This is a genomic window from Roseomonas aeriglobus (genome assembly GCA_016937575.1).
Lineage (GTDB): Bacteria > Pseudomonadota > Alphaproteobacteria > Sphingomonadales > Sphingomonadaceae > Sphingomonas > Sphingomonas aerigloba.
Genome location: JAFHKN010000005.1, coordinates 1 through 25,898 on the forward strand (window position 1 = coordinate 1; position 25,898 = coordinate 25,898).

General features: G+C 63.6%; 26 protein-coding genes. 18 read left to right on the plus strand and 8 right to left on the minus strand.

Translation table 11 applies throughout. From position 1 onward, the window contains the following. The first annotated feature begins 170 nt into the window (after positions 1-170). From JW805_19185 to JW805_19225, 9 genes are all read left to right on the plus strand, one after another. On the plus strand, positions 171-713 hold the full coding sequence (locus JW805_19185; protein MBN2974126.1) for a type IV secretion system DNA-binding domain-containing protein: 543 nt from the start codon (positions 171-173) through the stop codon (positions 711-713). Continuing rightward, positions 659-1,657 (plus strand): type IV secretion system DNA-binding domain-containing protein, encoded by a 999-nt coding sequence (locus tag JW805_19190; protein ID MBN2974127.1) that lies wholly within the window; start codon positions 659-661, stop codon positions 1,655-1,657. Before JW805_19185 ends, JW805_19190 begins: the two co-directional genes overlap by 55 nt. Before the next feature lie 423 nt (positions 1,658-2,080). Then, positions 2,081-5,131, plus strand: coding sequence for a conjugative relaxase (locus tag JW805_19195; protein ID MBN2974128.1), 3,051 nt, complete (start codon positions 2,081-2,083; stop codon positions 5,129-5,131). 39 nt (positions 5,132-5,170) lie between these two features. Then, on the plus strand, positions 5,171-5,371 hold the full coding sequence (locus tag JW805_19200; GenBank protein MBN2974129.1) for a hypothetical protein: 201 nt from the start codon (positions 5,171-5,173) through the stop codon (positions 5,369-5,371). Between the two features lie 59 nt (positions 5,372-5,430). Beyond that, positions 5,431-5,964, plus strand: a complete 534-nt coding sequence (locus JW805_19205) for a DUF2726 domain-containing protein (GenBank protein MBN2974130.1) — start codon at positions 5,431-5,433, stop codon at positions 5,962-5,964. Next, on the plus strand, positions 5,957-6,277 hold the full coding sequence (locus JW805_19210; protein MBN2974131.1) for a hypothetical protein: 321 nt from the start codon (positions 5,957-5,959) through the stop codon (positions 6,275-6,277). The genes JW805_19205 and JW805_19210 overlap by 8 nt, the downstream gene beginning before the upstream one ends. Further along, positions 6,277-6,780, plus strand: coding sequence for a hypothetical protein (locus tag JW805_19215; protein MBN2974132.1), 504 nt, complete (start codon positions 6,277-6,279; stop codon positions 6,778-6,780). Before JW805_19210 ends, JW805_19215 begins: the two co-directional genes overlap by 1 nt. Beyond that, positions 6,777-6,992 (plus strand): hypothetical protein, encoded by a 216-nt coding sequence (locus JW805_19220; GenBank protein MBN2974133.1) that lies wholly within the window; start codon positions 6,777-6,779, stop codon positions 6,990-6,992. Before JW805_19215 ends, JW805_19220 begins: the two co-directional genes overlap by 4 nt. Further along, positions 6,986-7,444, plus strand: a complete 459-nt coding sequence (locus JW805_19225) for a hypothetical protein (GenBank protein ID MBN2974134.1) — start codon at positions 6,986-6,988, stop codon at positions 7,442-7,444. Before JW805_19220 ends, JW805_19225 begins: the two co-directional genes overlap by 7 nt. A 47-nt stretch (positions 7,445-7,491) precedes the next feature. Here JW805_19225 and JW805_19230 read toward each other — a convergent pair whose 3' ends face one another. Next, complete coding sequence (locus JW805_19230) at positions 7,492-7,914, minus strand: hypothetical protein (protein ID MBN2974135.1); 423 nt, start codon at positions 7,912-7,914, stop codon at positions 7,492-7,494. A gap of 168 nt (positions 7,915-8,082) precedes the next feature. On the opposite strand from JW805_19230, the gene JW805_19235 reads away from it, so the two are divergent. Further along, positions 8,083-9,693, plus strand: a complete 1,611-nt coding sequence (locus tag JW805_19235) for a hypothetical protein (GenBank protein MBN2974136.1) — start codon at positions 8,083-8,085, stop codon at positions 9,691-9,693. 133 nt (positions 9,694-9,826) lie between these two features. Beyond that, positions 9,827-10,288, plus strand: coding sequence for a hypothetical protein (locus JW805_19240; protein MBN2974137.1), 462 nt, complete (start codon positions 9,827-9,829; stop codon positions 10,286-10,288). 435 nt (positions 10,289-10,723) lie between these two features. Here the strand turns inward: JW805_19240 and JW805_19245 are convergent, their stop codons facing one another. Continuing rightward, the gene (locus JW805_19245) at positions 10,724-11,161 is read right to left on the minus strand and encodes a hypothetical protein (protein ID MBN2974138.1); all 438 of its coding nucleotides are present in this window, start codon (positions 11,159-11,161) and stop codon (positions 10,724-10,726) included. Positions 11,162-11,273: 112 nt separating this feature from the next. Between JW805_19245 and JW805_19250 the strand changes: the two genes are divergently transcribed. From JW805_19250 to JW805_19260, 3 genes are read left to right on the plus strand one after another with little or no spacing between them, the layout of a single operon-like run. After that, positions 11,274-12,872, plus strand: a complete 1,599-nt coding sequence (locus tag JW805_19250; GenBank protein MBN2974139.1) for a DNA polymerase Y family protein — start codon at positions 11,274-11,276, stop codon at positions 12,870-12,872. Next, entirely contained in the window at positions 12,869-16,132 is a 3,264-nt protein-coding gene (locus JW805_19255; GenBank protein ID MBN2974140.1) for an error-prone DNA polymerase, read from the plus strand. The genes JW805_19250 and JW805_19255 overlap by 4 nt, the downstream gene beginning before the upstream one ends. Before the next feature lie 3 nt (positions 16,133-16,135). Next, complete coding sequence (locus tag JW805_19260; GenBank protein MBN2974141.1) at positions 16,136-16,423, plus strand: hypothetical protein; 288 nt, start codon at positions 16,136-16,138, stop codon at positions 16,421-16,423. 131 nt (positions 16,424-16,554) lie between these two features. Here JW805_19260 and JW805_19265 read toward each other — a convergent pair whose 3' ends face one another. After that, the gene (locus tag JW805_19265) at positions 16,555-17,961 is read right to left on the minus strand and encodes a hypothetical protein (protein ID MBN2974142.1); all 1,407 of its coding nucleotides are present in this window, start codon (positions 17,959-17,961) and stop codon (positions 16,555-16,557) included. A gap of 151 nt (positions 17,962-18,112) precedes the next feature. Between JW805_19265 and JW805_19270 the strand changes: the two genes are divergently transcribed. Beyond that, a complete protein-coding gene (locus JW805_19270) occupies positions 18,113-18,670 on the plus strand; it encodes a hypothetical protein (GenBank protein ID MBN2974143.1) in 558 nt (185 codons plus the stop codon). A gap of 7 nt (positions 18,671-18,677) precedes the next feature. On the opposite strand, the gene JW805_19275 is transcribed toward JW805_19270, so the two are convergent. Then, positions 18,678-19,514, minus strand: coding sequence for a GIY-YIG nuclease family protein (locus tag JW805_19275; GenBank protein MBN2974144.1), 837 nt, complete (start codon positions 19,512-19,514; stop codon positions 18,678-18,680). A 104-nt stretch (positions 19,515-19,618) separates the two neighbouring features. Here JW805_19275 and JW805_19280 point away from each other — a divergent pair, with 104 nt between their 5' ends. Further along, complete coding sequence (locus JW805_19280; protein MBN2974145.1) at positions 19,619-20,149, plus strand: hypothetical protein; 531 nt, start codon at positions 19,619-19,621, stop codon at positions 20,147-20,149. 32 nt (positions 20,150-20,181) lie between these two features. On the opposite strand, the gene JW805_19285 is transcribed toward JW805_19280, so the two are convergent. Beyond that, on the minus strand, positions 20,182-21,042 hold the full coding sequence (locus tag JW805_19285; protein MBN2974146.1) for a hypothetical protein: 861 nt from the start codon (positions 21,040-21,042) through the stop codon (positions 20,182-20,184). A gap of 119 nt (positions 21,043-21,161) precedes the next feature. Between JW805_19285 and JW805_19290 the strand changes: the two genes are divergently transcribed. Together JW805_19290 and JW805_19295 are read left to right on the plus strand one after the other, a co-directional pair. Beyond that, positions 21,162-22,313 (plus strand): ImmA/IrrE family metallo-endopeptidase, encoded by a 1,152-nt coding sequence (locus JW805_19290; protein ID MBN2974147.1) that lies wholly within the window; start codon positions 21,162-21,164, stop codon positions 22,311-22,313. Between the two features lie 10 nt (positions 22,314-22,323). Then, positions 22,324-22,821, plus strand: a complete 498-nt coding sequence (locus JW805_19295) for a DUF4411 family protein (GenBank protein MBN2974148.1) — start codon at positions 22,324-22,326, stop codon at positions 22,819-22,821. Here the strand turns inward: JW805_19295 and JW805_19300 are convergent. From JW805_19300 to JW805_19310, 3 genes are all read right to left on the minus strand, one after another. Continuing rightward, the gene (locus JW805_19300; GenBank protein ID MBN2974149.1) at positions 22,796-23,251 is read right to left on the minus strand and encodes a hypothetical protein; all 456 of its coding nucleotides are present in this window, start codon (positions 23,249-23,251) and stop codon (positions 22,796-22,798) included. The genes JW805_19295 and JW805_19300 overlap by 26 nt on opposite strands. Positions 23,252-23,469: 218 nt before the next feature. Further along, positions 23,470-24,564 (minus strand): tyrosine-type recombinase/integrase, encoded by a 1,095-nt coding sequence (locus tag JW805_19305; GenBank protein MBN2974150.1) that lies wholly within the window; start codon positions 24,562-24,564, stop codon positions 23,470-23,472. After that, on the minus strand, positions 24,561-25,826 hold the full coding sequence (locus JW805_19310; protein ID MBN2974151.1) for a hypothetical protein: 1,266 nt from the start codon (positions 25,824-25,826) through the stop codon (positions 24,561-24,563). Before JW805_19310 ends, JW805_19305 begins: the two co-directional genes overlap by 4 nt. Positions 25,827-25,898: the final 72 nt, after the last annotated feature.

The window sequence follows — 25,898 nt, forward strand, 5'->3', positions numbered from 1 at the left end:
GCACGGCTTCCAGCTCGTCTGCATGAAGCTCTACGCGATGCTTTGGGGACTGGGTCGGACTGGACCCTGCCAAGCGGGTCAACGTCACCCTCCCCAACGGCGAAATCCACCGCACGATCATGGCGGTCGTGCAGTATATGCCCGAGGTCCAGAGGGCCTGGAGTGTGGCCGTGCGGGGCCTGCTCGGCGCCATCCTCGTCTCCGTCTTTCTCACGATCCCGCTGACCATCTGGTTCGTCGATATTTCGCGGCGTCGGGGCCGGTCGATCCTGCAGGAGCGACACGAGCGGGGCGCCATGCTAGTCGAGCGCGAACTGCTTCTCGCGGAGGTGTCCCAACACAACCAGGCGGCGTTTCGAAAAGGAAGCCCGGGAGTGCCTGCCCGACCTCTCGCCGCGGCAGGTGCTGCAACTGCCCTTTGCGGCGCGCAAGGCCGCCGGGATCCACCATCCCTACATACTCGCCGGCATCCCGTTCCCGCACCGGATGGAACAGTCGCACACGATGCTGGTCGGCACCACCGGTCGGGCAAGACGACCGAGCTGCGCAGCCTCGTCAAGCAGATGCGCGAGCGTCAGGACAGCGCCGTCATCTTTGATCTCACCGGTGCCTATGTCGAGGCATTCTATGACCCCGAGCCGATACGATCCTCAATCCGATGGACCGGCGCTGCCCGCATGGTCGATCTTTTCGGACTGCTGCACCCACAGTGAGTTTACCGCCGCCGCTGCGCCCTGATCCCGTGGACGGCGGCTCCTCAGAACCGTTCTGGGCGCTCGCGGCGCGAACTCTCTTCATCGAAATGTGCGTCCGCCTGCAGGAGCGTGGTGAGACCACCAATCTCGCGCTGTCGGAACATCTGATGACGGCCGATCTAAAGCGCGTTCACCGCTACCTTCAGAACACCATCGCCGACCCTCTGACGGCCCCGGAAGCCGCCCGCATGGCGGAGTCGATCCGCGCCGTCTTCAACACGAACGCGCAGGTCCTCCGCTTCCTGCCAGACGAGGGTCCGCGCTTCTCGATCCGCGAATGGATCACGGGTGAGAAGAAGCCAGGCTCCATCCTTTTCATCACCTCAAATTACGTCGACATGCCGATGAACCGGGCGCTGCTGACGCTCTGGATGGACCTCGCCATCAACCGGCTCATGACCATGCCGCGCACGCGGTCGCTGCGCACCTGGTTCATGTTCGACGAGCTCGGCGCACTTCACCGGCTGCCAGCCATCGAGAATGGCCTTCAGACGGCCCGCGCCTTCGGCGGCGCAATGATCCTCGGCATCCACAGCTTCGAAAAGCTGGTCGAGGTCTATGGCGAGCAGGGCGCCCGCAATCTCGCCTCGCTTGCCCGCTCCAAGCTCATCCTCGCGACCGCCGATCTCGACACCGCCGAGCAGTGCGCCCGCTATATCGGCAACCGCGAAGTCCGCCAGATGGATGAGGCCTACAGCTACGGCTACAACAACACGCGCGACGCCTCGACGCTGACTCCGCGCAAGCAGGTCGAACCGCTCGTGATCGCCGACGACATCACGAACCTGCCCTCGATGCATGGCTTCGTGAAGTTCCCCGACGGCTTCCCGGCCGCTCGGATCAAGCTCGTCTGGAAGGACTATCCCCAGGTCGCGGACGGCTTCCTGCCCCGCCCGACATGAAGCCGGTGCGATCGAAGCGCGGAGAGGAAGTGTTCGACGGAGAAGGGGGTGGTGAAGCCGGTGGGCGTGATGGTGCCGGCCAGGTGATCCAGGAGGTGGTAGAGCCGGTCAACGTGGCGAAGGAAATGGCCGCGCATCCTGTCTGCCGAGGTCGATGCGGAGAAGGAATCGACCAGCAAGGGGGTTCACGAAAACAACGCCGACCGCGACGGACAGGCACCCCGTCAACATGCGGCCGACATCGCACAGACTGCGCGCGCGGCAGCAGAGCAGGAGGCAGCGCAGGCCCGAGAACGTGATGATCGAAAGGACGGTCGCAGCCATCACAGCGCGCCGCGGGTCGAGGATCAGACGATCGTCGAGCTACGCCAGGATTTCTCCGCCGGCCGCGAGCCTGACGGCATGGACATGGGGATCTAGCCAGTGCTCTCGGTCGCCTCCGTCCGTTCCGCCTCCGGCGCCGCCGGCTACTTCGCCAAGGACGACTATTACACCGTCGACGACAGCTCGGAGGTCAGTGCCTGGGGCGGCGAGGGCGCCTCCGACCTGGGCTTGTCCGGCGAGGTGGCGAAGGATGCCTTCGAAGGCATCCTGAACGGTATTCTGCCGAGCGGGGAGGGCGTGGCACAGGTCGAGAACCGGCGATCGGGCGTCGACCTCACCTTCTCGGCTCCGAAGTCGGTGTCGCTGCTCGCCTATGTCACCGGCGACAAGCGGATCCTCGGCGAGAACGGCGCCAACATGAAGGCGGTCGCGCGGGCGATGGCCTGGGTCGAGAAGAACCTCGCCGAAGGGCGCAAGGACGTGGAAGGGCGCAAGGTTCCGGTGCAGACCGGCAACCTCGTCTTCGCCTTGTTCCAGCATGACACGAGCCGCGCCCTCGATCCTCAGGCGCACGTCCACGCAGTAATCGCCAACCTGACCAAGATGCCCGACGGCAAATGGCAGGCGCTCCATGCCGACAAGATCTGGAGCAACAACACGGTGATCGGCTCGATCTACCACGCCTTCCTGCGCGAGGAGATGGAGAAGCTGGGCTACAGGCTAGAGCTCAAGGGCAAGCACGGGACGTTCGAGGTAGCCGGTGTCCCCAAGGCGGTGCTGGAGGCGTTCAGCCAGCGCCGCGAAGCCATTCTCGAGAAGGCGGCCGAGCTCGGCATTACCTCTCCCAAAGGGCGCGACAGCGTCACCACCAATACGCGCGATCCCAAGCTGAATGTTGAGGACCGCGACGGCCTCCGACGCGAGTGGATCGAGAAGGCGGCGGCCCTCGGCTTCGATGGCAAGGCCCTGCTCGAGGCGGCGCTTGCAAGATCCGAACAGCGCGAGCCGGGAAGCGCTCTCGAGCGCGGCTATCGCGCCGTCTCCGAGGCGCTTACGAACGCCTGGGAAAAGCTTGGCGACGTCCTCAAGCCGCACGATCCTCTCGTCGATCGGGGCCTGGCTCGGGTGACCCACTCGCCGGCAGAAGCTCGTGCGCAGCTGGCTGTTGCGTCCGCCGTGCGCATGCTTTCCGAGCGTGAAGCCGCCTTCAACGTCAACCAGCTCGGCAAGACCGCTCTGGATCTCGGTCTGAAGGGCGTCACGGTCGACCATGTCGAGCGGCGGATCGCTCAGCTTGTGGAACGCGGCCAGCTGATCGCGGGCGAGGCGCGCGTGGGCGACACCCGGCCCCGCATGGTGACCACGCAGGAGGCCCTCAGGACCGAGGAGCGCATTCTCAAGGCGGTGGAGCAGGGGAAGGGCGCTTCCACTCCGATGATTGCGGCCAGCGAGGCTCCCGAGCGCTTGCAGGCACATGCGGATCGCGAGCTCAACGCCGGGCAGCTCGCCGCCGCCACACTGATTGTCTCTTCGGAGGACCGGACGGTGGTGGTGCAGGGCATAGCCGGCGCCGGCAAGTCGACCATGCTGCAGTCCGTCGCGCGGGTCGCCGAGGCGGAGGGGCGGGCCGTCACGGGCCTCGCCTTCCAGAACAAGATGGTGGCGGACCTCGCAGAGGGCGCCGGAATCAAGTCCCAGACCATCGCCTCCTTCATTCTTGCCAACGAGCGGCACGTCACGAACCGGCAGGGCGACGCCTATGAGCAGGCGCGGGCCGTGTTCGGCGGCCAGATGCTCGTCGTCGACGAGACCTCGATGGTGTCGAGCGACGACATGCTGAAGCTCCATCAAATCTCGGCCGCGCTGGGCGTCGACAAACTCGTTCTCGTTGGCGACCGGCAGCAGCTCTCCTCGATCGATGCCGGAAAGTCGTTCGCGCTCATCCAGGCCGGCGGGGGAACCATGGCGCGCATGGACGAGAACATCCGCCAGCGCACCGATCAGCTGCGCACCGTCGCGGCCCTGGCCAATGTCGGCGAAGCGGGCAAGGCCATGAAGGTGCTTGGCGACAGCGTCATCGAGCACAATAGCCCGGCCTTGCACGCAGCCGAAATGTGGCTCGGACTCTCGAGCGCCGATCGGGAGTCGACGGCGGTGTTCGCGTCGGGCCGCGCCTCGCGCGCGATCATCAATCAACGCATTCAGGACGGGCTTGCGGCCGAGAAGACCGTGCGCGGCGAGGGGATTCACCTCACCGTCTACGAGCGGGTGAATACCACGCGCGAGGAGTTGCGGTACGCATCCACCTACCGGCCCGGACAAACCCTCGAGGTAGGCAGGGGAGGCGGTCAGGACGTCGGCCTCGCCGCCGGCCGCTACGACGTCGACAAGGTCCACCCCAACGGCAAGGTCGATCTTCTCGACGGTCGCCGGCGCATCCGGTTCGACCCACAGAAACTCTCGCCAACCGAGAAGCGCGACCGCCTTCAGCTCAGCGAGAAGAAAGATCTTCATCTGCGCGAAGGCGATCGCATTCGCTGGACCGCCAACGACAAGGGGAGGGGGCTCCACAACGCCGCCCTCGCACGCGTCCTCACCATCGATGCGAGCGGCGTCACCGTCGAAACCGCGAGCAAGGAGCGGCTGACGCTCGACCTGGGCGATCCGATGCTGTCGCGGCTCGACCTCGCTTACTCGCTGAACATGCACATGGCGCAGGGCATCACCACCGACAAGGCGATCACCGTCATGTCGAGCCAGGAGCGCAACCTGTCCAACCAGCGCCTGTTCAACGTCGGCGTCACCCGCGTTCGCGACGAAATGACGATGGTGGTGGACGATAAAGCGAAGCTCGAGCGCCAGCTCGACAACAACCCCGGAAACAAGACCTCGGCGCTCGAAACGGTGGGTCGGCTCGACGTCGACCGGGAACGCGGCACGGGCACCAGCCCGCGCGAAAAATTCGATCCCGGCCCTGTCGATCTGTCGGACTTGCCGCCTTTGCCAGGCGACCCGCCGCTTCCGACTGCCGGGAAGGGCCAGGCTGCGTCTGCACCGGGCGATCCCCTCAAATCACCGCCCGAGCTCAAGCCCGACCGCAGCGACGTGCTGCCGCCGCTGCCGGAACGCAGCCTGGGGCTCGATCTGTGACGACCGACCGGCCGGACCGCCGGATTGAAGGAGACGACGATGAGTGGATGGGATTTCGACGACGTCGGCAAGTTCGGCAGCGACAAGGCAGCCGAGGACTTCGCCAAGCGCAACAATGTGGATCCCCGCGACATCCGAACCCGCGACAAGGGCGATGGCGTTGAACTGGAGATCCGGCGCTCCAGTCTGGACCGGCGTGGGCTCAAGGACAGCGGCGAGGGGCGCCGCGACGGCTGGTAACCGGCAGACCGGCGCGGCCCCGGTTGTTGGCCGCGCCTTCCATTCCGAGGGGTGACGCAATGACACAACTGTTCGGATCGCCAATCGCGACCGTATTTCTTATCGTCTGCGCGGTCATTATACTTGCGCTGGTGAAAAGCGCGGCGGCACCGAGTGGACCGCCCGCGCCGGTGGCCAAGCGCTTTCTTACCGACCGCGAGCTGGCCATGCTCGCGGCGATCGAGCGCGCCCTGCCCGCACACCGCATCCACGCGCAGGTGGCAATGGGGGCTCTCCTGCAGGTTCCACGTCGGCTCGGGCGCAAGGTGTCCCCCGCTGATCGAAACAGCTTCTCGCAGAAGATCATCGACTTCGTAGTGCAGGACCGGGAGACTGGAACGATCGTCGCCTTGATCGAGGTCGACGACTATACCCATAACGCCGCGACCGACGCAAAGCGTGATGCGATGACATCGGGCGCTGGCTACACGACGATCCGCATCGCGGCAAAGACCAAGCCGACGCTGGCGAATGTCCGTGAGGCGCTCGCACCGTTGCTTCATTCGGATCGATCTGCGGGCGCGATCGCGGATCGGGGGGCGAACCATGCTTGAGACCCAGATCATACTGGCGATCTACGCCGCATCGCCGCTGTACCTCAGGGGTGATCTCGCCAGCCCGGCATGGGTGCGCCTACCGAGCATTCTAAAGCTTCCTGCCGGCCTTCGGCGGGACGTCCGCATCGGGACTATCGCCGGCCTCGCCCTCCTCGTCTGGGTGGAACTGGCCAGTCACTCGTCGGCGCTCGGAAGGGCCGAGTGCGCGGCGTGGTTGGCGGTGCTTGTCGAGTGCCCCGCCTTTCTGAAGATCGCGATGCACCGCGACCAAGGCGTCTACTATCAATCCAGCGTCGAAGGGGCTGCGTAGTGGCGATCGACGACCGCGACTATACGCGCGAGCGGTATCGCCAGCGGCAGAAGGTTGATCCCGGCAAGCTCCGCTGGGGCTTCGGCAAGGCAGCGAGGGACGCAAACGCGCCGAAGACGAAGTCAACGCCGCTTGGCAGCGCTTCGTTGAATCGACGGAAAATCTCGCGACGACTTCACGCCGCCATGGTCCAGCGCTGGCAACCGCGGCCACCACTCGGGGGGAGAACGGAACCCGTAATGGAACAGTGCGACCTCTTCGGCGAACCGCCGCCTCAATCCCAAGCGGAAGAAGTGACCAAGGTGCCCCTCTCCCCGCTCGCCGCGCCCTGCGCTTTCAGGAACCGATCGAACAAATCCTGCCAACGCCTCGCTCGCGATCCGATCAGGCTGGACGGGCGCACGCTGCACTATCACGGCCGGCTTCTCCTCCACTGTCCCTTGGTATGCTTCAATGGCGCCTCGGCCGAGGAAACCCGGGTCTATGCCGAGGCAGCAGAATGACGGCCAGCAGCCCTGTCCGGTTAACCGGCGTGGTGGACATGACGCCACGTGGGCTGATGCTGATCGAGGGAGACGGGATGCGCTGGCGGCTCGTTGGGGACGTGATCGCCGGACACCTGATCGGTAAGTCGGTCACCGTCGAGGGAATGATCATCGGGGCGGCCATCACGGCCTATTATCTGGCACCGGCGCCGGAGACTTCGCCATGCTGATCCGGGCGACCGCATTCCCATACCGTCGACCGGGGTGCCCGCATTGCGGCCATCTGATCAATCACTGGCCGCGCGACAGCAATCTCGAGAGCTGCCAGCTCTGCCTGCGCCCGATGATCCTCCTTCGACGGCCTACGGACTGGAACGGGCCGAAGCGGCTGCGCGGGCTGCTCGACATCGGATTTGCACTGTACGGCCTGCTCACGATCGGGCTCGTTGCGGTCTTCATCGTCACCGGGCTGTCACCTCACGGCTTTGCCAAGGCAATCTCGGTTCTGCTCTTCATCATCGGCACCGTATTGGCGACCGACGGCGTGCTCGGGCTCCGCTCCGGAATGGACAGGACGGGCAAGCGGCTTCGCGTGGGGCGATCGGCACGCGTCGTTGCCGGCGGGAAGCTCGCTGCGGGCGCGGCGGCGATCCTGCTTTTGTGCATCGGTCTCACCCTCTGAGTAAGGTGGTGCACGAGAGCTTGCGGCGCTTTGCACCAAAGTGGATGTTATCCGCCCGCGCTCAAAGCGGCGGCATCATCCATGACCGTGTCCGGATCGCCGAAGCGATAGGACGCCAATTCTTCGCAATCGCTCCTGCTGAGAGGACTCTTGCTGTAGGTGCCTCGAGCCCAGCTGCTTGTTGTGGTGTGCCTTTCCCCTAACCGCAGCATCTCGTCGTGCGGTGCGACGTACCAGACACCGCGGTCGGGGAACGCGATCCAGATGTCTCGGCCGATATATTTCTTATCGATGGTCCACCGGCCTTTGAGCTGCACCAGCTTGGTATCGCCAGTCGCCTCGTTCAACAGGATCAGGTCGATGCCATTGTCATAGACCGGCAGATAGGCGTTGTAGCCTTGATTGAGTGCGACGGTGACGAGCGCATTGCGGTTCACCACTTCGACAGCATCGCTGGTTAGCTTCATCATCCCTCCTGATACCGTTCGCCCACATGGTCCCGTGCTTTGTGGCAGCTATAACCAAGCCGATACCGGCGACTTCTGCGACGGCGCCTGCTGCACGGTAGAATATCGCAAAAAGCTGATTCAAGGTCTCTGCAATCAGGGGTAGTCATGCTCCGCTACCCGGGGGTGCCTATGCCGATCGTACAGAGATATTTTGAGTTGCGTGATGTGCTGCCGCTGCAAGGGCGGCCATGGATACCGCTCCGCCACGATGCCGATGTCGTGATCGACCCACCTGAGGCCGGTATCGTCGAGCTGCGGGAATATACGGGCATCGCCACTGCCGCGATCTTCGACACCCATCGATCAGAGGGCGACAAGGTCGTCTGGAGCGACTTGGGGGTCGGCGCACACCGGGGCGGCATGGAACCGTGGGGCTATCGCGCTTCCGACCTGTTCTATGGCAGGTCCACTCAGCCGATCGGTTCCAATCTCGTGATCGACCAGTATCTCGAGGACGAACACCTTCACATCTGGCACCTGCATCCCGACCTGGTCGTGGCCCTCCGCCTTCTACGTGAAGGTGATTGCTGGTTTCGACCGGAGGAGGGCTGGGCCGAGGTCGCGCGATTGAAACGAGATGCTGAGGACCGCCCGATCCTGCTTGAGATTAGGCCGGAGTTCCTTGGTGACTACCTCAGCGCCCGCGGCATGGCCCTGTATTGTTCGAGCTATCACCAGCGGACCGCCACCACCATCGACAAGCCTGTCTACAGCTGGCCAGGCGACGCTTTCGCCGAAGTCAGGGGCAGGGACGAGCGGGAGGGTCGAACCGGACCGGGGCGCTGGCCGACCCCCAGTGATCAGTACCGCACGATGGGCGCCATGTGGCGAACGGAATGGGTCCAGCCAAGCGGGCTGAGTACACGCATCCGGGGCGACAAGGATCCCCATACCACGAGCTTCATACTGGAGAGTGACGGCACCCGCAGGTCGGGCGATGGTCTGGCTGGGGTGTCGACATGGTTATATTTCGATCCCACCGTCGTCTCCACCTTGATGCGCCATCGCGGCGCGAGCCTGCATTGGTACAGCGCGGAAACCGGAGGCCTGGGCGCCAGCACCGGTGTCCACTTCGGGGTCAACCGGCTCGGCCTGATCACGGTCTTCGCAAAAGACATCGGAGCACTCGATCCTTGGGAGCAGCGGCTGTGGAGCGCTCATAACGTAACGCCCGACGGCGGCGTGGCAGAGGAGTTGTTCGCCGCTCAGATGGATGTGACACCGGCCAGTACGATCGCACCAGAATCGCAGCTGGCCGCGGCGCTTGCGGAGATCGACGCGGCTTTCAGCGGCAAATATGGCGTCCCGCTCCTCCGCGACGACCAGGCCGTGCCTCGGCTGTTGCGCCGCGCGCACCGCTTCCAGGCGGCTGAAGCAGACGGTTTGCTGGAGCTAGCCAAGGAGGTCACTCGCCTTTTCATGGAGCGGGTCGACGTCGATGCCGTCCTTGCGCCTCTCAACCTGCCCAAACCCAAGGATGGTCGGAAGCCGGGTTCGAATAAGGCGCTGGAGAAACTCCTCGGCAGTCTAATCCCTGGGAACGACGCGAGCACGATGATGGCGCCGCTCTTCGGGATCTACGATCTTCGGCTCGCCGACGCACATCTTGGTTCGAGCAACATCGCCAGCGGCAAGGAGCGGGCAGGGGTCGATGATACCGCGCCAGCAGCGATGCAAGGCCGTCAGCTGCTGGATACCTTCGTGGCTACGCTTCGCCAGATATCGGCGGCGATCGCCTAATCGGGAAGCATATCGACGATGGTCACTTCAGCAATTTTCGATCGCTCGACCCGGAAACGGCCGATCTTGCCACGAGCTGATCGATAACGCTGACCGGCAACGCTCAGCCTTCATGTCATTTATGAGCCTTTGGATGGGCTTCAACGGCTGGATGGAATCGGTGACCGGCGCGGACCATGACGCGGCCATGATCACCGCGATTGCCGAAAACCGGCGAGCTACCGATGCCTATGAAGAGCTGATGCAGGATGACGATTTTCAACGACGCGTGATGGCCTTCTCGCAATTATGGCCGGTGCTCAACGTCCGGGACGTGCGGCAGAAGCTCGGTCGTGATGCCTTCTGGGCGCAGGACCGCGACGAGCTTTTCGACCGCCGTCGACGCGTGGGCGTCCGGATGCAACCAGTGGGCTGGACAGACGGAGATGTCCCAACCTGGCCGCAGCTCTTACGGACCATATATTGCGTTCGCTGCAACCTGTTTCACGGTGCGAAATCGCCCCAGCACGGTCGCGATCGTGACTTGGTGCGGCGATCCGGTCGTATCCTGCGGATGTTCATCGAGCGTGGTCGCTGTTTCGAGTGGACGGACTAGGGCTGCCGCCGAGCCGATGCGCGGTCTGAAAAGGTCGTCCTCGGACGGGAGCTCGACACGATCGAACTCTTGACCCAAAGACAAGGATGGCAGAACATAAGGGGAACGCTCCGAGTCTTTGTTTTTATGCCTGCCGTCGATTCCCGCCTTGCGAACATAGCCCAGCTTCGCTCCATCGCGACACCCATCGCCGAGTACCGGACGATGCCCTTCGGGGTGCCCGAGCTTGACCAGCGGCTTGCCAGCGGGGGCTTGAGAGCGGGAGCGCTCCATGAGGCGACCGCGCATTCATGCTCGCTCGTTGACGATGCGGCGGTGACCCTGTTTTTGTGCGGTATAGCCGCTCGGGAAGCTGCAATCAGCGCAGGACCGGTCCTTTGGGCAAGCTGTCGCAGCGATCTGTACGCCCCGGCGTTGTCTCAGGCGGGGTTGTCCTCAGCTGCCGTCATTCACGCCCAGCCGCGCGATGATGCTGAGTTGCTCGCGGTGGTCGAAGATGCGATCCGAGACGGTACGCCTGCTGCCATCGTTGCCGAGGCTGAGAAGGTCTCGATGGTCGCCTCCCGCCGCCTTCAGCTTGCTGCAGCTGATGCCGACCTCCCGGTCCTGCTCCTGCGACGGCGGCGGCGCCGTGATCACGATCCGTTTGGCGAGCCATCGGCTGCCTGGACTCGCTGGCGGATCGCGAGCGCCCCTTCGGAGAGGCTCGGCGTCGCCGGTGTAGGACGGCCACGCTGGACGGTCGAACTCGCGCGCCAACGAGGTGGCGAGGCTTTTTCCCTGATCGTGGAGGGCAGCGATGAGACGGGTCGTCTCCGCGTTCCTGCCGCACTTGGCCATCGAACGGCTGAGACGGCAGGAACGGTCCGCCACGCGGCCGCCTAGTCGGCCGAGCCTCCAGCCACCCGTCGACGACGATCCCGGCGCTTGCTCCGTCCCGCGCGGGGGCGGCTGGCGGCCGGGTGCCCGGTGGGCCCGCAGCGGAATGCTCACGCGCGCGGACGTTGAGGCACAGATCGCGACCTTGCCACGGCATGCGCAGCCGCCTGCCCGCGAGCTGGGCCGTCGTTCGGAGGCCGCTCAGCATCCATTCAAAGCGCCGCCAGCGGCGAAACCGCAACAGACCGCACCTGTCGCGGAGGCGGTCGCTACCCCGCTGGCTCTCTTCGGGAAGGTTGGGCGACGAGAAGAGATCGTCGCGGCGTGCGCTGGCGCGCAAGCGCTCGGAATCCATGTCGGCATGGCCGCCACGCACGCGCGTGCGCTTGTGTCGGACCTGGACCTTCGTCCTGCCGAGCCGGAGGCCGATGCGGCGCTGCTCGATCGGCTCGCGCTTTTTGCAATTAGGCGATGGTCGCCGATCGCAGCGGTGTCGCCCCCCGATGGCCTGTGGATCGACCTCACCGGGTGCGAGCATCTCCATGGCGGCGAGTACCAGTTCTGTCAGAGACTGCTCGTCTTTTGCCGACGGGCGGGATTTACCGCTCGCGTGGCCGTCGCCGATACCCCCGGTGCGGCTCACGCAATCGCCCGGTTTGGCGCCGACGATCTCGCCTGCGTGACGCCGGGTACCACCACGGTCGCGCTCTCCTCGCTGCCGATCGCAGCACTCAGGCTCGACCCAACGGCGCTCAGTGCAGCGCGGCGCTTCGGCTTCGAGAGAGTAGCTGATCTCCTGCCGGTGGCGCGCGGTCCCCTGGCGCGGCGACTAGGCTTGCCGGCCATCACCCGGCTCGATCAGGCGCTTGGCTCGACTGCGGAGCCGATCACTCCGCGCGACGATCCATCCATCCCTGTGGTGGAGCGCCGCCTTCTGGAGCCGATCGGCACCGCCGAAGCGATCGAGCAGGTCATGGGCGATCTCCTGCGGGATCTCGGGGAGCTGCTGCAGGGGCGGGGGCTTGGCGTCCGCTCGCTCCGCCTTGCCGGCCTGCGGGTCGATGGCAGCGAACAGATCGTGGGCATCGGCACTTCGCGGCCGACACGCGAGGTGCCGCATCTTCTTCGACTGCTGAAGCTGCGCATCGAGCGCATCGACCCAGGCCTGGGTATCGAGCAGTTCTGGCTGGCAGCGCCCCACACGGAGCCTCTCGACGCGATTGATCTAGGGGCGGTGCTCGCAGGAGACACGCTCGTCCGCGACCCAGCTCGCTTGGTGGATGTGGTCGCTGGCCGTATCGGCAGCGGCTCGGTTTTTCGGATCGCTCCCGTTGAAAGTCATGTTCCGGAACGCGCGGTAGCACGCACGAACCCTGTCCATATTCCAGGCGACTGGCCCAAATGGCAGCGTCCGGTTCGACTGTTCGCTCGACCAGAGCCGCTATGGGGCGTCGTAGCACTCCTCCCCGATCAGCCGCCCCGCCGCTTCGAATGGCGCGGCACAGCTCACCGGGTCGTCGCCGGCGACGGACCCGAACGTGTCCATGGCGAATGGTGGCGGCGCGATGCGGAGGTCTGGGCCGTCAGGGACTATTATCGGGTCGAGGACGAAGATGGCGGCCGGTACTGGCTGTTCCGGCGCGGCGATGGGATGGACGACAACACTGGCGACCTTAGCTGGTGGATCCACGGCGTTTTCGCATGAGCGCCTATGTCGAGCTTCAGGTGCTGACGCACTTTTCCTTGCTGCGCGGCGCATCGAGCCCGGAGGAGCTATTTTCAGCCGCAGCCCTGCTCGGCTACCCCGCCCTCGGGATAGGTGACATCGGCACCGTAGGAGGCGTCGTGCGCGCCTGGGAGGCGCAGAAAGCGACCGGGGTGCGATCGATAGCGGGCACACGCGTCGATCTCTCCTGCGGTCGTCGCCTCATCCTCTATCCGACCGATAGACCAGCGTGGTCGCGCGTCACCAGGCTTTTGACCGTCGGGAAGAAGCGAGCGGGAAAGGGCGGGTGCCTCCTTCATTGGCATGACCTGCAGCCGTGGTCAGAGGGCGTCATCGCGATCCTCTTGCCGCACGAGGCTGACACAGAAAATCTGAGCAGCCTTGCCGACCTGAAGGCCATTTATGGTCGCAGGGCCTACATGGCGCTGTTTCAGCGTCGCCGTCCCGACGACGCGGTGCGGATTGACGCGCTTGCCCGTCAGGCGGGCGGTGCCGGCGTCCGTGCCGTCGTGACCGGCGACGTCCTCTATCACGCGCCTGAGGCTCGCCTCCTGCAGGATGTCGTGACTGCGGTTCGCGAGAAGTGCACCGTCGACGAGCTCGGCTACCGGCGGGAGGTGAATGCCGACCGAGCGCTCAAATCACCCGACGAAATGGCCCGGCGCTTTCGCGCCTACCCCGATGCGCTGCAGGCCAGCGTCGACATCGCGCGCGCTTGCACCTTCAGTCTGGACGAACTCGCTTATCAATACCCGCACGAGCGGGTGGTCGAGGGTCTCACGGCGCAAGAAGCCCTTGAGCAGATGGCGAACGATGCGGTCGACCGGCTGTTCGATGGTGATGTGCCGCAACCTTACCGCAGCCAGATCGACCACGAACTGCGGCTGATCCGTGAACTAGGTTACGCCCCCTACTTCCTGACCGTCCATGCGATCGTGCGTGAAGCGCGACGTCGCGGCATCCTCTGCCAGGGACGCGGGTCTGCGGCGAACAGCTGCGTGTGCTTCGTGCTGGGCATCACGTCGATCGACCCGATTAAGCACGAGTTACTCTTCGAGCGCTTCGTATCGGGCGAGCGCCGCGAACCGCCGGACATTGACGTCGATTTCGAACATGAGCGCCGTGAAGAAATTATTCAGTGGATCTACGAGACCTACGGCCGTGACCGCTCCGCTCTGACAGCCGTCGTTACCCGCTATCGCGCGCGCGGCGCGGTGCGCGATGTCGGCAAGGCGATGGGCCTGCCCGAAGATCTGACCGCCTCGCTTGCAGGCTTGGTCTGGGGTTGGTCGGCCGAAGGCGTGGGCGAGAAGCAGGTCGAAGAACTCAATTTGGATCTCGGAGATCGCCGGCTGCGCCTGACGCTCGATCTCGCGCGCAAGCTGATTGGTACGCCGCGCCATATGTCCCAGCATCCCGGCGGCTTCGTCCTCACGCATGACCGTCTCGACGACCTGGTACCTATCGAACCGGCCGCGATGGACGACCGGCAGATTATTGAATGGGACAAGGATGACATCGACGCCCTGAAATTCATGAAGGTCGACGTCCTCGGCTTGGGGATGCTTGGCTGCATGAACCGCGCCTTCAACCTTCTCGAGGAAGCGAAAGGTTGCCAGATCGGCCTTGCGGACCTGCAGGATGATGACCCTGCGGTGTTCGCTATGATCCAGAAGGCCGATACGCTTGGGACCTTTCAGATCGAAAGCCGCGCGCAGATGTCAATGCTGCCGCGGATGAAGCCGCAGCGCTTCTACGATCTCGTCATACAGGTCGCGATCGTCCGGCCAGGGCCGATTCAGGGGGACATGGTGCATCCCTACCTTCGGCGGCGCGAGGGTGCGGAGAAGCCGGAATATCCCCGGCCCGAGCTGCGTGCGGTGCTGGAAAAAACGCTGGGGGTTCCGCTCTTTCAGGAACAGGCGATGAAGGTCGCTATCGTCGGCGCAGGCTTCACGGCCGCCGAGGCGGACGCTTTGCGGCGGGCTATGGCGACCTTCAAATTTACCGGCGGGGTCTCGCATTTCTCGGAGAAGCTGATCGAGGGGATGGTGGCGCGCGATTATCCGCGCGAATTTGCCGAGCGCACCTTCCGCCAGCTCGAAGGCTTCGGCTCCTACGGCTTTCCGGAGAGCCACGCCGCCTCCTTCGCGAAGATCGCCTATGCCTCGGCCTGGATGAAGCATCATCACCCTGACGTCTTTTGCGCCAGCCTGATGAACGCCCAGCCGATGGGCTTCTATGCGCCCGCGCAGATCGTTCGCGACGCACGCGATCACGGTGTGGAGGTCCGTCCGCCCTGCATCAACGCGAGCCGGTGGGACTGTACGCTGGAGCCCACGAACGGCCGCTATCTCGCGGTGCGGCTTGGACTGCGCCAGGTCCGCGGTCTTTCGAACGCAGACGGTGCGGCAATAGTCGGCGCGCGCTCGACCGCTCTGTTCGATTCTGTCGAGGACGTGTGGCGCCGATCACGGGTCCAGCGGGCGGCTATCGAGAAGCTGGCAGACGCCGACGCCTACCACGCGTTCGGCGCCGATCGTCGCCAAGGGCTCTGGAAGGTGAAGGGCCTCGGCGAGGCACCTTTGCCGCTATTTGCGGCCGCTGACCGCGAAGCGCAGACCGTGAGCGCCGAGGGCCTCGAGCCGGCCGTCACCCTGCGGCCGCTAACGGATGGTCGCGAGGTGATCGAAGATTACCGCTCGCTCCAATTGTCACTGCGCGCCCATCCTCTCACATTCGTCCGCGACGAACTGGCGCGGCGAGGCGTGACCCGTTGCGCGGATCTCGCGAGCATCCGAGACGGTCGCCATGTCGAGGTCGCCGGCATCATCCTTGTTCGACAAAAACCTGGTTCGGCAAAGGGCGTCCTCTTCATCACGATTGAAGATGAGACAGGCATCGCGAATGGCATACTCTGGCCGGACCGGTTCGAGGCGCAGCGCCGAACCGTCATGTCGGCATCGATGATCGGCATGAAGGGCAGGGTCCAGAAAGAAGGCGAGGTAATCCACGTCATCTGCGATCGGATCATCGATCACGGGGATCTGCTTCACCGAGTGGGCGAGCTGTCATTCCCGCACCGGACCGGTCGAGGCGATGGAGCTCGCCATGCCGGCGCCCCCGACCGCGGAGACAAGGGTTGGAAGCCCGAGCCACGCAACTGCTATTGGCCGCCTCACGCTGACGGCATGGATCCAAAGGAGGTCGTGCGGTTCAAGTCACACGATTTCCGCTGAGCTATGAGTGCCCTTCCGCGCCACCAGCGCGTCGTCATCGCCCTTTCCGTCCATATCCTTCGCTCCGCGACCGCACGATCCTCCGACACTCGCGTCGACGTCGTCGAGGTACGTTTGGCCTTGCGCTGCCTGCTTCAACACTGCCCGGAGCGCTGGCCTCTGGAGAATTTCTGGGACGCGGCAGCCCAGGCCAATGACATCGGTCGCTCGCAGGGTGTGACCGCTGCCTTCGATGGAATCGTCCGCCAATTGCGCCAAGCGGGACGCTACGATGAGGTGTCACCGCTCTGAAATAGTGGCCCCAAGTCGTTCCAGCCGGAAACACTTTGCCGGTTCCCGGAAAAGTCTTTCCAACCACGTGGGGGGCGCTCCCCACCACGCATGCGGTGCACGCATGCGCTCAGAATAAGCCACGGGATGCATCACCGGCCAGCGGCGATCCGGGCGCGGGTTAGAGCGTGGAGGAGATCGAGCATCTGGTGCAGCCGGGCGTCGCCTTCCTCGCTGGACCATGGCTCGACGAGATTGCCATGCATCACCGAGTTGCGAATCTCGTACCAAGTCTGCACGTGCGCCGCCTCCAGCGTGCCCGCCTTGCCGAGTTGGCGCATGAAGGCGACGACGCTGCGCTTGCTCACCATCCCAAGGTTGGAGAGCATTCGGCCGCGCAAGGCGGGGTCGTCCTTCCACGCCTCGATCTGCTTTTTCATTGACGCAAGAAGTTCATCGGAGAATTCTGGCCGTCTGTCGTCCTCGGTCATCAACTCGTTCGCCAGTGCCTCAGCCGCGCCGGCGAGCGTCAGCGTGAGCACCCAGCGCGAACCGAGCTGGGCTTCGGCGAGCTCATCGTAATAACGTGTCAGCGGATTCGCTTCGAAAGATCCGACCTTGACGATGAACGTAAGAATGTCGGCGTAGAGCTTCCAAAAGGCTTCCGCCCGTCCGTGTTCGATCGCGAAGGGCTGCAGCAAGCCGATCGCAGACGGCTCCCGATGGCGCGGCGATGGCCGCAGCCACACATGCGCAGTGCCGTCACCGAGGTTGCGCGCGACCATGCGCGGATAGACCGGCACGCCGAGCAGGATACGCAGCGGCTCTGTCAGCCAATTCTCCAAGAACGGATGAGAGAGAACCCCGCCCGCGTCGGCAGTGATCCACAACGCCTGGCCTGACGGCTCATACGAAAAGGTGATGCTAGTCCCGAGGACCTCAATCACGTGTTGGCCGGGCCCGCGGCTCGCCAAGATACGGCGCTCGCCGATGAATGCCGTGGTTGTCAGCGGCTCGCTCATCGGCAGGTCGATTGGCGGCACGAGCAACAGCTCGACATTGCTCCGCTTCGATACCCAGTAGCCTTTAGCCAGCGCGTGCAGTGCGTCGATTTCGCCGCTCAGCGGCCACCCGTTATTGTGGTCGGCGAAGAAGTCCACCTGGGTATAGCCGCCCACCCATTCGACCCCGCGATAGTCCGTCGCAAACAAGCGGAGGAGGTCACGGGCGTCATACGGCTGCGACTTCTGCCGGTTGAACACCTCCAGTGCCTGCCGCAAATCTACCGAAGGCGCCGCATGCATATAGAACCGCATCTTGGTCGTGCTGACGATTTCGATGCGACCCGAACCCTTGAAGATCGCGCCTTCCTCGTCGCGCCCGAACAACGTCATTTGCGGGCACTCGATCGTTCGCGGCAGACCCGACAACATCTGTCGCCAGCTGTCGAGTGTATGGAGATCACGCTCGCTGGTTTCTTGGAGCGCGGCGGTCTCGGCCGGCTCCTCAACACGTAGCGCGTTGGCTATCCAATTGCGTAAGTTGTTTAAGAGCCGCATCCTCATCACCCTCTAGCCGCGCCCCGCCGTCAAAAATCCGTACCGCTCGCGGCACTTTACCTCGCTCGGTGAAGTGCCACGAGCGGTTAAAGTCTTTGTGGCCCTCCTGTGCGGGATTCACTTTGCCGGCACTCTGTGCTTGTAATGTTCCATGTTTCAGCCCGATCTCTTTTCCCTTGAGGACTGTGCTCGGCCGGTGAAAGCCGGAGAGCCTACGCGCCCGCTTGACCTACCGGCCATTCTGGAGCGGCTGACGATCGTATGCGAGCGACCGCGTTACAGCTTCATGGTGCTCAACTTGATCGCCCAGGCGAGTGCTCAGACGGGATCGGCGGGACCGTACATCCGCGAGGGTGACCGCCGGATTCCCGTCCGGGATTGGCTATGCGACGCACTGGTTCCCGTCGCTCAGCGCGACCCCCGTCGTCTCGCGATCGCAGACAAGGTGCGACAAGACCTTGAGGCTAAGTGTGCCCTTCCGGTCGATCCGGTGGCGGCAAACAGGATCGTCGACGCTCAGGTTCGCAAGCGGGTTCGTCAGTCCGGCCGCACAAATGTCAGCCGCGCCGTTTCCGAGTTGGTTCGCGCCGGCTTCGTCAGGCGGCATTATCAGGGCTACCGGGTGGATCACCAAAATCGGGGCGCCCAGCGGCAAGCGGTTTACACGATCACCGAGGAAGCACGTCGGGCACTTCACGCCGGTCGGTGAAACACCCTCAATTACGGTTAAGGCCCAGCTCCCGGCTTTGTAGCTTCGCTTTCCAAAGCTGCTCTGCAGCGATGATCTCCTCGACGGTGGCGCTTGATCCGCTCACTTCGAGAATGCTGGCCTGATAGTCGCTCGGGTCGCGACTTTTCAGACCCAGATTGCCGCCATGGCCATCTCGGATGTAGGTGAGCCAGCGGCCGAAGAAACCGCTCTCGCCTGTGGCCGAACCAACATATTGCTCGCGCGTGCGCGGGCAGGTCAGAAGGTAAACGCCCCGCGCCGCGGTAAGCGCGGCGATCCAGCCCTTTGGCAGTGCTTCCAGCGACGAGAGGTTGCCGATGAACCGCACATAACCTGGGAACGCTTCCTCCTGAAACGTGCGGCTCAATTCGAGTATAGCCTTCGCCTGGCTACCGGCACGCTGGATCCAACTCCGGGTTCCTGCGCCCCAGTCGATGGTCAAACGGCCGCTCATGTCCTCCAACGCGAATACGGAGGTTTGCGCATAGAGATCGAGCGGCCGGGTGCCGCCTTCGGTTGCGAGCTTGTGACGCAGCGGGTCGACAATGTCGTCGGGCGCACTCCCGATGAGCGAGATTTCGTAAAGTCCCACGAACAGGGTGGCTGCCGCGGGCGTCACGACGAAGCTCGCCCAATATCTTGCGGAAAGACGAGCGCGGTTCTGGCTCGTCTGAAGGCTTTGATACACGAGGAAGCCCGCCCGATCGTCGCGCCAGAGCGAATAAGGCGTCCGGCCCGCAGAATGCGTTTGATGCCGCAGGAGACGAACGGAATCAGGGCTTATGCCCGCTTCGTCGAGGACCGCGTTGAAAGTCAGCGCCATATGTTCATAGTCTGCTTCTTGCCGGAATCTGCGGATGCTTGTGGAGCAGGGTGGTGGCGGCTTCAATGAGCCGATGCCGACGGCTCCGACCGACGGACAAAAAGATGAGCCTTGCGACCTACCGCCTGTCCGATGACCTCGCGCGACGACGAATGCTCTATCCCTCGACGATCATCTCAGCGCCAAGCGTTCTCTTGGTCGATGTGCCCGTACCGCTGCGCGGCGACGGTCTCGGGCTCGGACGCTATTACGCGATGATTTTGGAGACCAGCCACGAACAAGCGGAAGCGGAACGCCTTCTGAACCTTCCCCGTCCGGGGCCCGTGGCTCCAGACTTTTTCGATCACCGTCCATCGGCCCTGGTCTCGGACAATGTGCTGATTTCTCGCTATGAGCCACCCACCACCGGCTGGCCCTGGCTCATCGTCTGTCGCTGGCCGGACAGCTACGTCTCGCTAGTTCAGGATATACCAGGCTGCAGCATGGCGCGTGGGCGTTACACGACGGAGATGTTCACCACCGCAGACGACGCCGAGGCTCACAGCGTTTTGCTGCTCGAGCAGCTTGCTGGACATGGCGAGCTTGCGGTCCGGATGATCAGCGCCGAGACGCTCGCTCCCGCCGGCACCGCCTAAAAAGCTAGCGCGACCCGTGCGAGCCAACCGGATCAAACGATGAAGTCGGCGAAGGCGGGTGCGACATGGTCGTTCCAAACCTCATCACCCCGAAGTTTCTCGCCCGCGCCGTTTATCTGCTCCAGCCCGACATCGCTGATCCGCACGCCAGCGGGGACGTAGCGGAGTACCAGTTCGCCATAGCGGATCTCACTGCTTGGGAAATTGCGACTGAAATCCTTCAGGTTTGGGACCAGGCGGTGATGGAGTTGGCTGTCTTCTCGTCCTTCATCACGAGCGATCCGGGCGCGAAGCTGAGCGGAAACGACGTCGTCGACGGTCGGCTTCACCATCGTCGTATGCTCTACCGCAACAATGGCTGGGGTGTAGCTGTTCATTGGGTCGCCGACAGGATTTTGCAGCCGGATCGTTCCGTCGACGATCACGAAAGGCGGCGCAACGACCCATGCGTGGCCCAGTTCGGCACCAGGGAAATCGGAGAGGTCACACATCGACTGTCCGCGCCAAAGATCTTCGCTGGCTACTTCGGCAATCATCGAGCCTTTCAGCCCGAAACTCCAGACACCGAGCCGATCGAGGATACGCTGCATCATCGACGAGACATGAACACAGCTACGCTGCATATCCTCACGTTCGAACAGATCCGCCAGGAATTCGGCGAGCCGGGGGACGATCGCACGGACGCGCTCATCATATTCGGCGGTGCGCGGGCGGGATTGCACCCACAAGGCGTATTGATCGAGGAAGGTGCCGTCGCGACCTTCCTCCGCCGCAAAGGCCGGCTGATCGAAAAAGCCAAACTGGGTGGTGTCGATGCCGAGCCCCCGCAGCCGAGCATCAATTTCCGCGTGAACTCCTGCACGCGCGGCTGCTCGCTGCTTCGCCTGCCCCATTCGACATCACTCCCTATGTTTCAACGGTTTAGCTTCCGCGCCGCGCTTCGGCGATGACAGAGGCCTGCACCATAGGCATATAGCAAGGGAACATCATCAGCGGAGTAGCCCCACCAAGCATGCCGAAGGTCAATCCTCAGATCCTGTCATGGGCGCGCGAGAGCGCGGGCCTGACGCTTGAGGATGCCGCCAAAGGGATCGGTCTTGGCGGTGAAAGCGCCGCTGCACGCCTGGCGGAGATGGAGGCGGGCGATCGCGAGCCCAGCCGCCCCCAATTGCTCAAAATGGCGGATCGCTATCGTCGTCCATTGCTCACGTTCTACCTACCCGAACCACCGGCAGCGCCCCCCCGAACCCATGACTTTCGGACGCTTCCGGATCGGGAGGCCGGAGCGGAGGCGACCGTCGGTGCGCTGGTCCGTGACGTTCGCACCCGCCAGTCCCTTGTTCGTGGTGCATTAGAAGACGCCGAAGAGGCTGAAATCCGGACGTTCGTCGGGTCCATTGACCCACGGGCGGGTGCGGATGCTCTTGCTCAGGCGATGGGTGAACTGCTGAACCTTGATCGAGAGGGTTACCGCCAGGCCCGGACGATCGAGCAAGCCTTCCGGATCTTGCGCGATGCGGTTGAGGCTGCGGGCGTCTATGTGCTGCTCATCGGCAATCTCGGCCACTGGACGAGCAATCTCAGCCCAGGTGTTTTCCGGGGAATGGCTCTCGCGGACGAGGTCGCGCCGTTCATCGTCGTCAATGAAACGGACTCCAAGGCAGCTTGGCCGTTCACGCTTCTTCATGAGCTCGGCCACATCCTTTTGGGGCAGAGCGGTATCAGCGGATATGACAGCGAACAGGTGATCGAGCGGCTGTGCGATGACGCGGCGGCGAAATTCCTTCTTGGCCGCGAGGAGCTGCAGGAGCTCGCCGGTGTCGCCGACCTAGACGGATTGATCGACCAAATCGGCGTCTTTGCAAACGCTCGCAAAGTCAGCCGCAAGATGGTCGCCTACAACCTCTTACGGGAGCGCCTCATCGATGCGGCCATGTACCGGCAGCTCGCCGCCCGGTTCGATGAGGACCGTCTCGAGTTTCCGCGAAAGCCAGCGAAAGGCGCGCCTGACTATTATGTCGTAAGGCGCCACCGGGTTGGACAGGGTCTCCTCGCGCTTGTCGATCGGATGGTCGCGGGTGGCGCCTTGACGACGACCAAGGCGGGCAAGGTGCTCGGCGTAAAACCCACGGCGATCGGTCGCATGACCGAACAGATGGCATAGCGGGGGTCGCTTGCTCTACCTGCTCGATGCCGACACGCTCATAACAGGAGATCGCAGAGCCTATCCGCTCCGGCGTTTTCCCGTGTTTTGGGAGTGGTTGCGACACCAAGGCACCCTCGGCAACGTCAAAATTCCATTGGAGCAATTCGAGGAGGTCACCTCCGGTCGGGGCGACATCGTGGACTGGCTCTGCACCGAAGAATGCCGCGCGGCGCTGATCCTGGCCGAGGATCTCGACCCCGCGCTGGTCGCCGATACAACCCTGCAAGGCTATGGTCCCCTCGACGAGAACGGCGTCGAGCTAGTCGGGCGCGATCCCTTTCTGGTGGCCTACGGACGCGTCGAGCCGGGCGAACGCACGGTCGTAAGCTTCGAGGTATCGAAACCCGGCAAGCAGGGTGCCAACCGGAAGGTGCCTGATGTCTGTCGTGACTTCGGGGTCCCGTGCTGCTCTCTTTTCGACATGATCGAGGCTCTCGACTTCACGACCGCCTGGCAACAGCCGTAAGGCGCGATTGCGCTCGGCGTCGCATCGCGCGACCAGCCAAGAAGAGGTGCAGCCTGTCCCGGCCGTCGTCGGTAATCCGGTCCCAGATGTGCTTGGTGGTCCAACCTGAAAACATCACGTAGAGCGCAATGTAGAACGTCAGCAGCACAGGGACCTGCCCCGGAAGTTTCGGCGCCTCACGCCCCACCACGGCACCCATGAATGCGACGAAGAGATAAAGTCCGATACTCATCAGGAAGATAACGAGGCTGCGTGTGCCGGAGCTGTAGCCCTTGATCGCGGCCTTCAGGATAATGCTTGCCGCGGTCCCCAGCACCATGATGCACACATATCCGGCCATAAATACCAGGACGGTCGCATATGGCAGGACGGCACTTGGTAGATGGCTCGATGCCGTCGGCGAGCGCAACCACAGATACAGCAGAGCCATGGGCGTCAGGAGCTGAACGATAATGGCCGATCCGGCTGCGCCCCACCCAAGCAGGAAGGTGCGGCGCGCGTATCGCCTGGCTCGCGCGATGCGCCGGCGGACTGGCCGACGCACCAGGACCATTTTTTCGCTACCCCAACCGCGCACAGCTACACCTGCAGCCCGCGCCCGGAAGCTAATCGCACGCGCGGCAGCGGAGATTGCGGCTCCGCGTGACTTCAAAGGAAGCCCTCACCTGCATGCTCTCGGAACCGCTCATGATCGCGGACATACTCCGCGACCATCTCGAGCGAAGCGTGCCGGCTATGCTCTTTCATCTTGAAGAGGTTTGCGTTCTGGCGTCCTGCTTCGGTCAGGAACCCGGCTCGGAGGCTATGACCTGAGAAGAGCTCCGGCGGATAGCCGGCAGCCACAGCCGCCGCCTTGACGACCAGTGCTACGCCCTGCGCGCTCATTGCCTTCCCGGTCAGTCGACCCTGCGGTGTCAGCTTGCGAAAGATTGGCCCGCTATCGATTCCAGCTTTAGCGAGCCATGCCCGATAATGCTGCACCGGCTCGAGACGCTGGCCGTCTGGGATCGCGACCGTGTGCCCTTGACCTTCCTGATCGGTTTTCGAGGAGGGAATGCGGATCAGCAGGCCTCGACCATCTTCGGATACCCGCCCGACCGTCACCGCGACCAATTCGGAGCGACGCATTGCACCGGCCATTCCGATGGCGAGCAGCGCCCTGTCACGATAGGCGCGGAGATCCTCGCCTGTGATACTGCGGAGCATGTCACGAAGGACGTCCCCATCAGCCGCGCGCTTCTTTCCGGGGAGCTCTCCCTTTTTGTCTTTACGAATGCCGCGCACGGCTTTCTCGAGACGGGCGGCGTCAGGCTGAGTAGTGGGGGGCTCCATGTCCGCTGCGCGATGGGCGAAGACGATTGCGGCCAAGCGACGGCCGACAGTGGCACGGCCCAACGGCACGGGATCTCTGCGCTCGAGGACAGTGCCGCGCTTCGTTCGCCGCGGCTCGGCCGGCACGAACCCGCGTTCGGCAAGCAGGGTCAAAAAGGCTGCAACGGTTGCGGGTGCCGCCGGAAGCGGCCGATATCCATTCTCCCCGCACCAGGCACAGAAAAGCCGCCAGTCGGATTTGTATGCGCGCAACGTCGCCTCGGCCGAGGCCCGCGCGACATAAGCGTCAACCCGCTCGCGATCGTCAGGCGAAAGGTCAGGAAGAAACGGCTCCAGGGAAGTTACCTGATTGAGCACCGCGACGGTGCCCGCCATGATCGCTTTGAGGCTTTCGCCGTCGTTTTGGCTCATTCCGATAGGCCTCCCATATCTGGGCGATCGGCACGGACACCGTCGATCCAATCGAGATTGTCGCCATTTCGGCTCCAATGACCTAGCACCCGATCTGCATCGGTGAGATCGGGGAAGTTACGCCGCTGCACATGCATGATCGAGACCGTGTTCCACCGCTGAAGATGCTTCTCGCGCATGGCAAATCTGCCATGCTCTTTAGCGTCTGCGTCATTGGCAAGGGTCTGCTGGTCGCCTGCGAAGTAGCCCCCAGCGCCAGCGGTGCCGTAGCCAAACACGAAGTCGTAGCAGTGATCGGCCTTGGAGAGCGTCGAATCCACCAAGCCGGATGCGACGTCGAAACACTCGTCCTGGCTATGTGTGCACGTCAGGCAGATCCCTTCGGCGATGACATCGCCCTTGCATTCGGTCTGACCGCACGGCGCGCGCTCGGTAACAGTCGTCTCTTCGCACACTAGGCAGTAGAGCTCGGTCGCCCCAGGCGATTTGGTCGTCAACTGAGCAAGGCGGGGCCAGTCGTCCTGCCAATCGCGGTTCGACGCGAAATAGCAGTGCGGGCACACATAGCCCCGCCGATCGTCATCATAGCCGAAGAAGCGCTTGGCCTCAGCGGGCTTCAGATGACGGATGGCGGTGGCGATCTGTCGCAGGACGTGGTTTCGGGCATTGTCGACGAAGCCGAGCGAGGCGAATTTGCTCTCGTCCTCCAATTCGATCAACCGTTGCGCCCACGGGACCTCCGAAAAGAGCGCTTCGATCGCTGTCAGCAGCGTCTTTACCACCTGCTCGGGCGTGAACGTGCCCGGCGCCGATGAATGCATGATCTTGTTGCGATCGCGCCTGACTTGTTCCCAGAACGTCTTGAACGGCTCGTCCAAGGGAGAGGCAACCACACTGTTATGGACGGGTATGAGGTCCGTGGCGTCGAGCGTGCGAAATTCACCGAACGAGACCGGCCCAGTGGCGGTGCCCTTCGGCCAATCCTTCGGCCCACCAATCAGGAGATAGGGCGATACCGCCGCGATCCGACCCTTGAGCGCCAGCTCCATGCCTTGCTGGATGAGGCTGTACGCGTTGGCGAGCGCGGGCTGCGAGCGCTGCCAAAATTCCTCAACCGCTTCCTCGGGCGTTTCGTCGGCCAGCTTGTAGTACGTTGCACCATCGTAATCATGCACCGAGTCCATCGCGATCTGCCACGCCAGGTGAACCTGCTTGAGGCCGGCGGCATGAAATTCGCCGGCGGTTGGGATGTCGATGATCATGGTCAGGATCGTATCGAAGCTGTAGGTTTTCCTGAAATGGTGGACGGCATCTGCCCGGCGGCACGCTTCCGA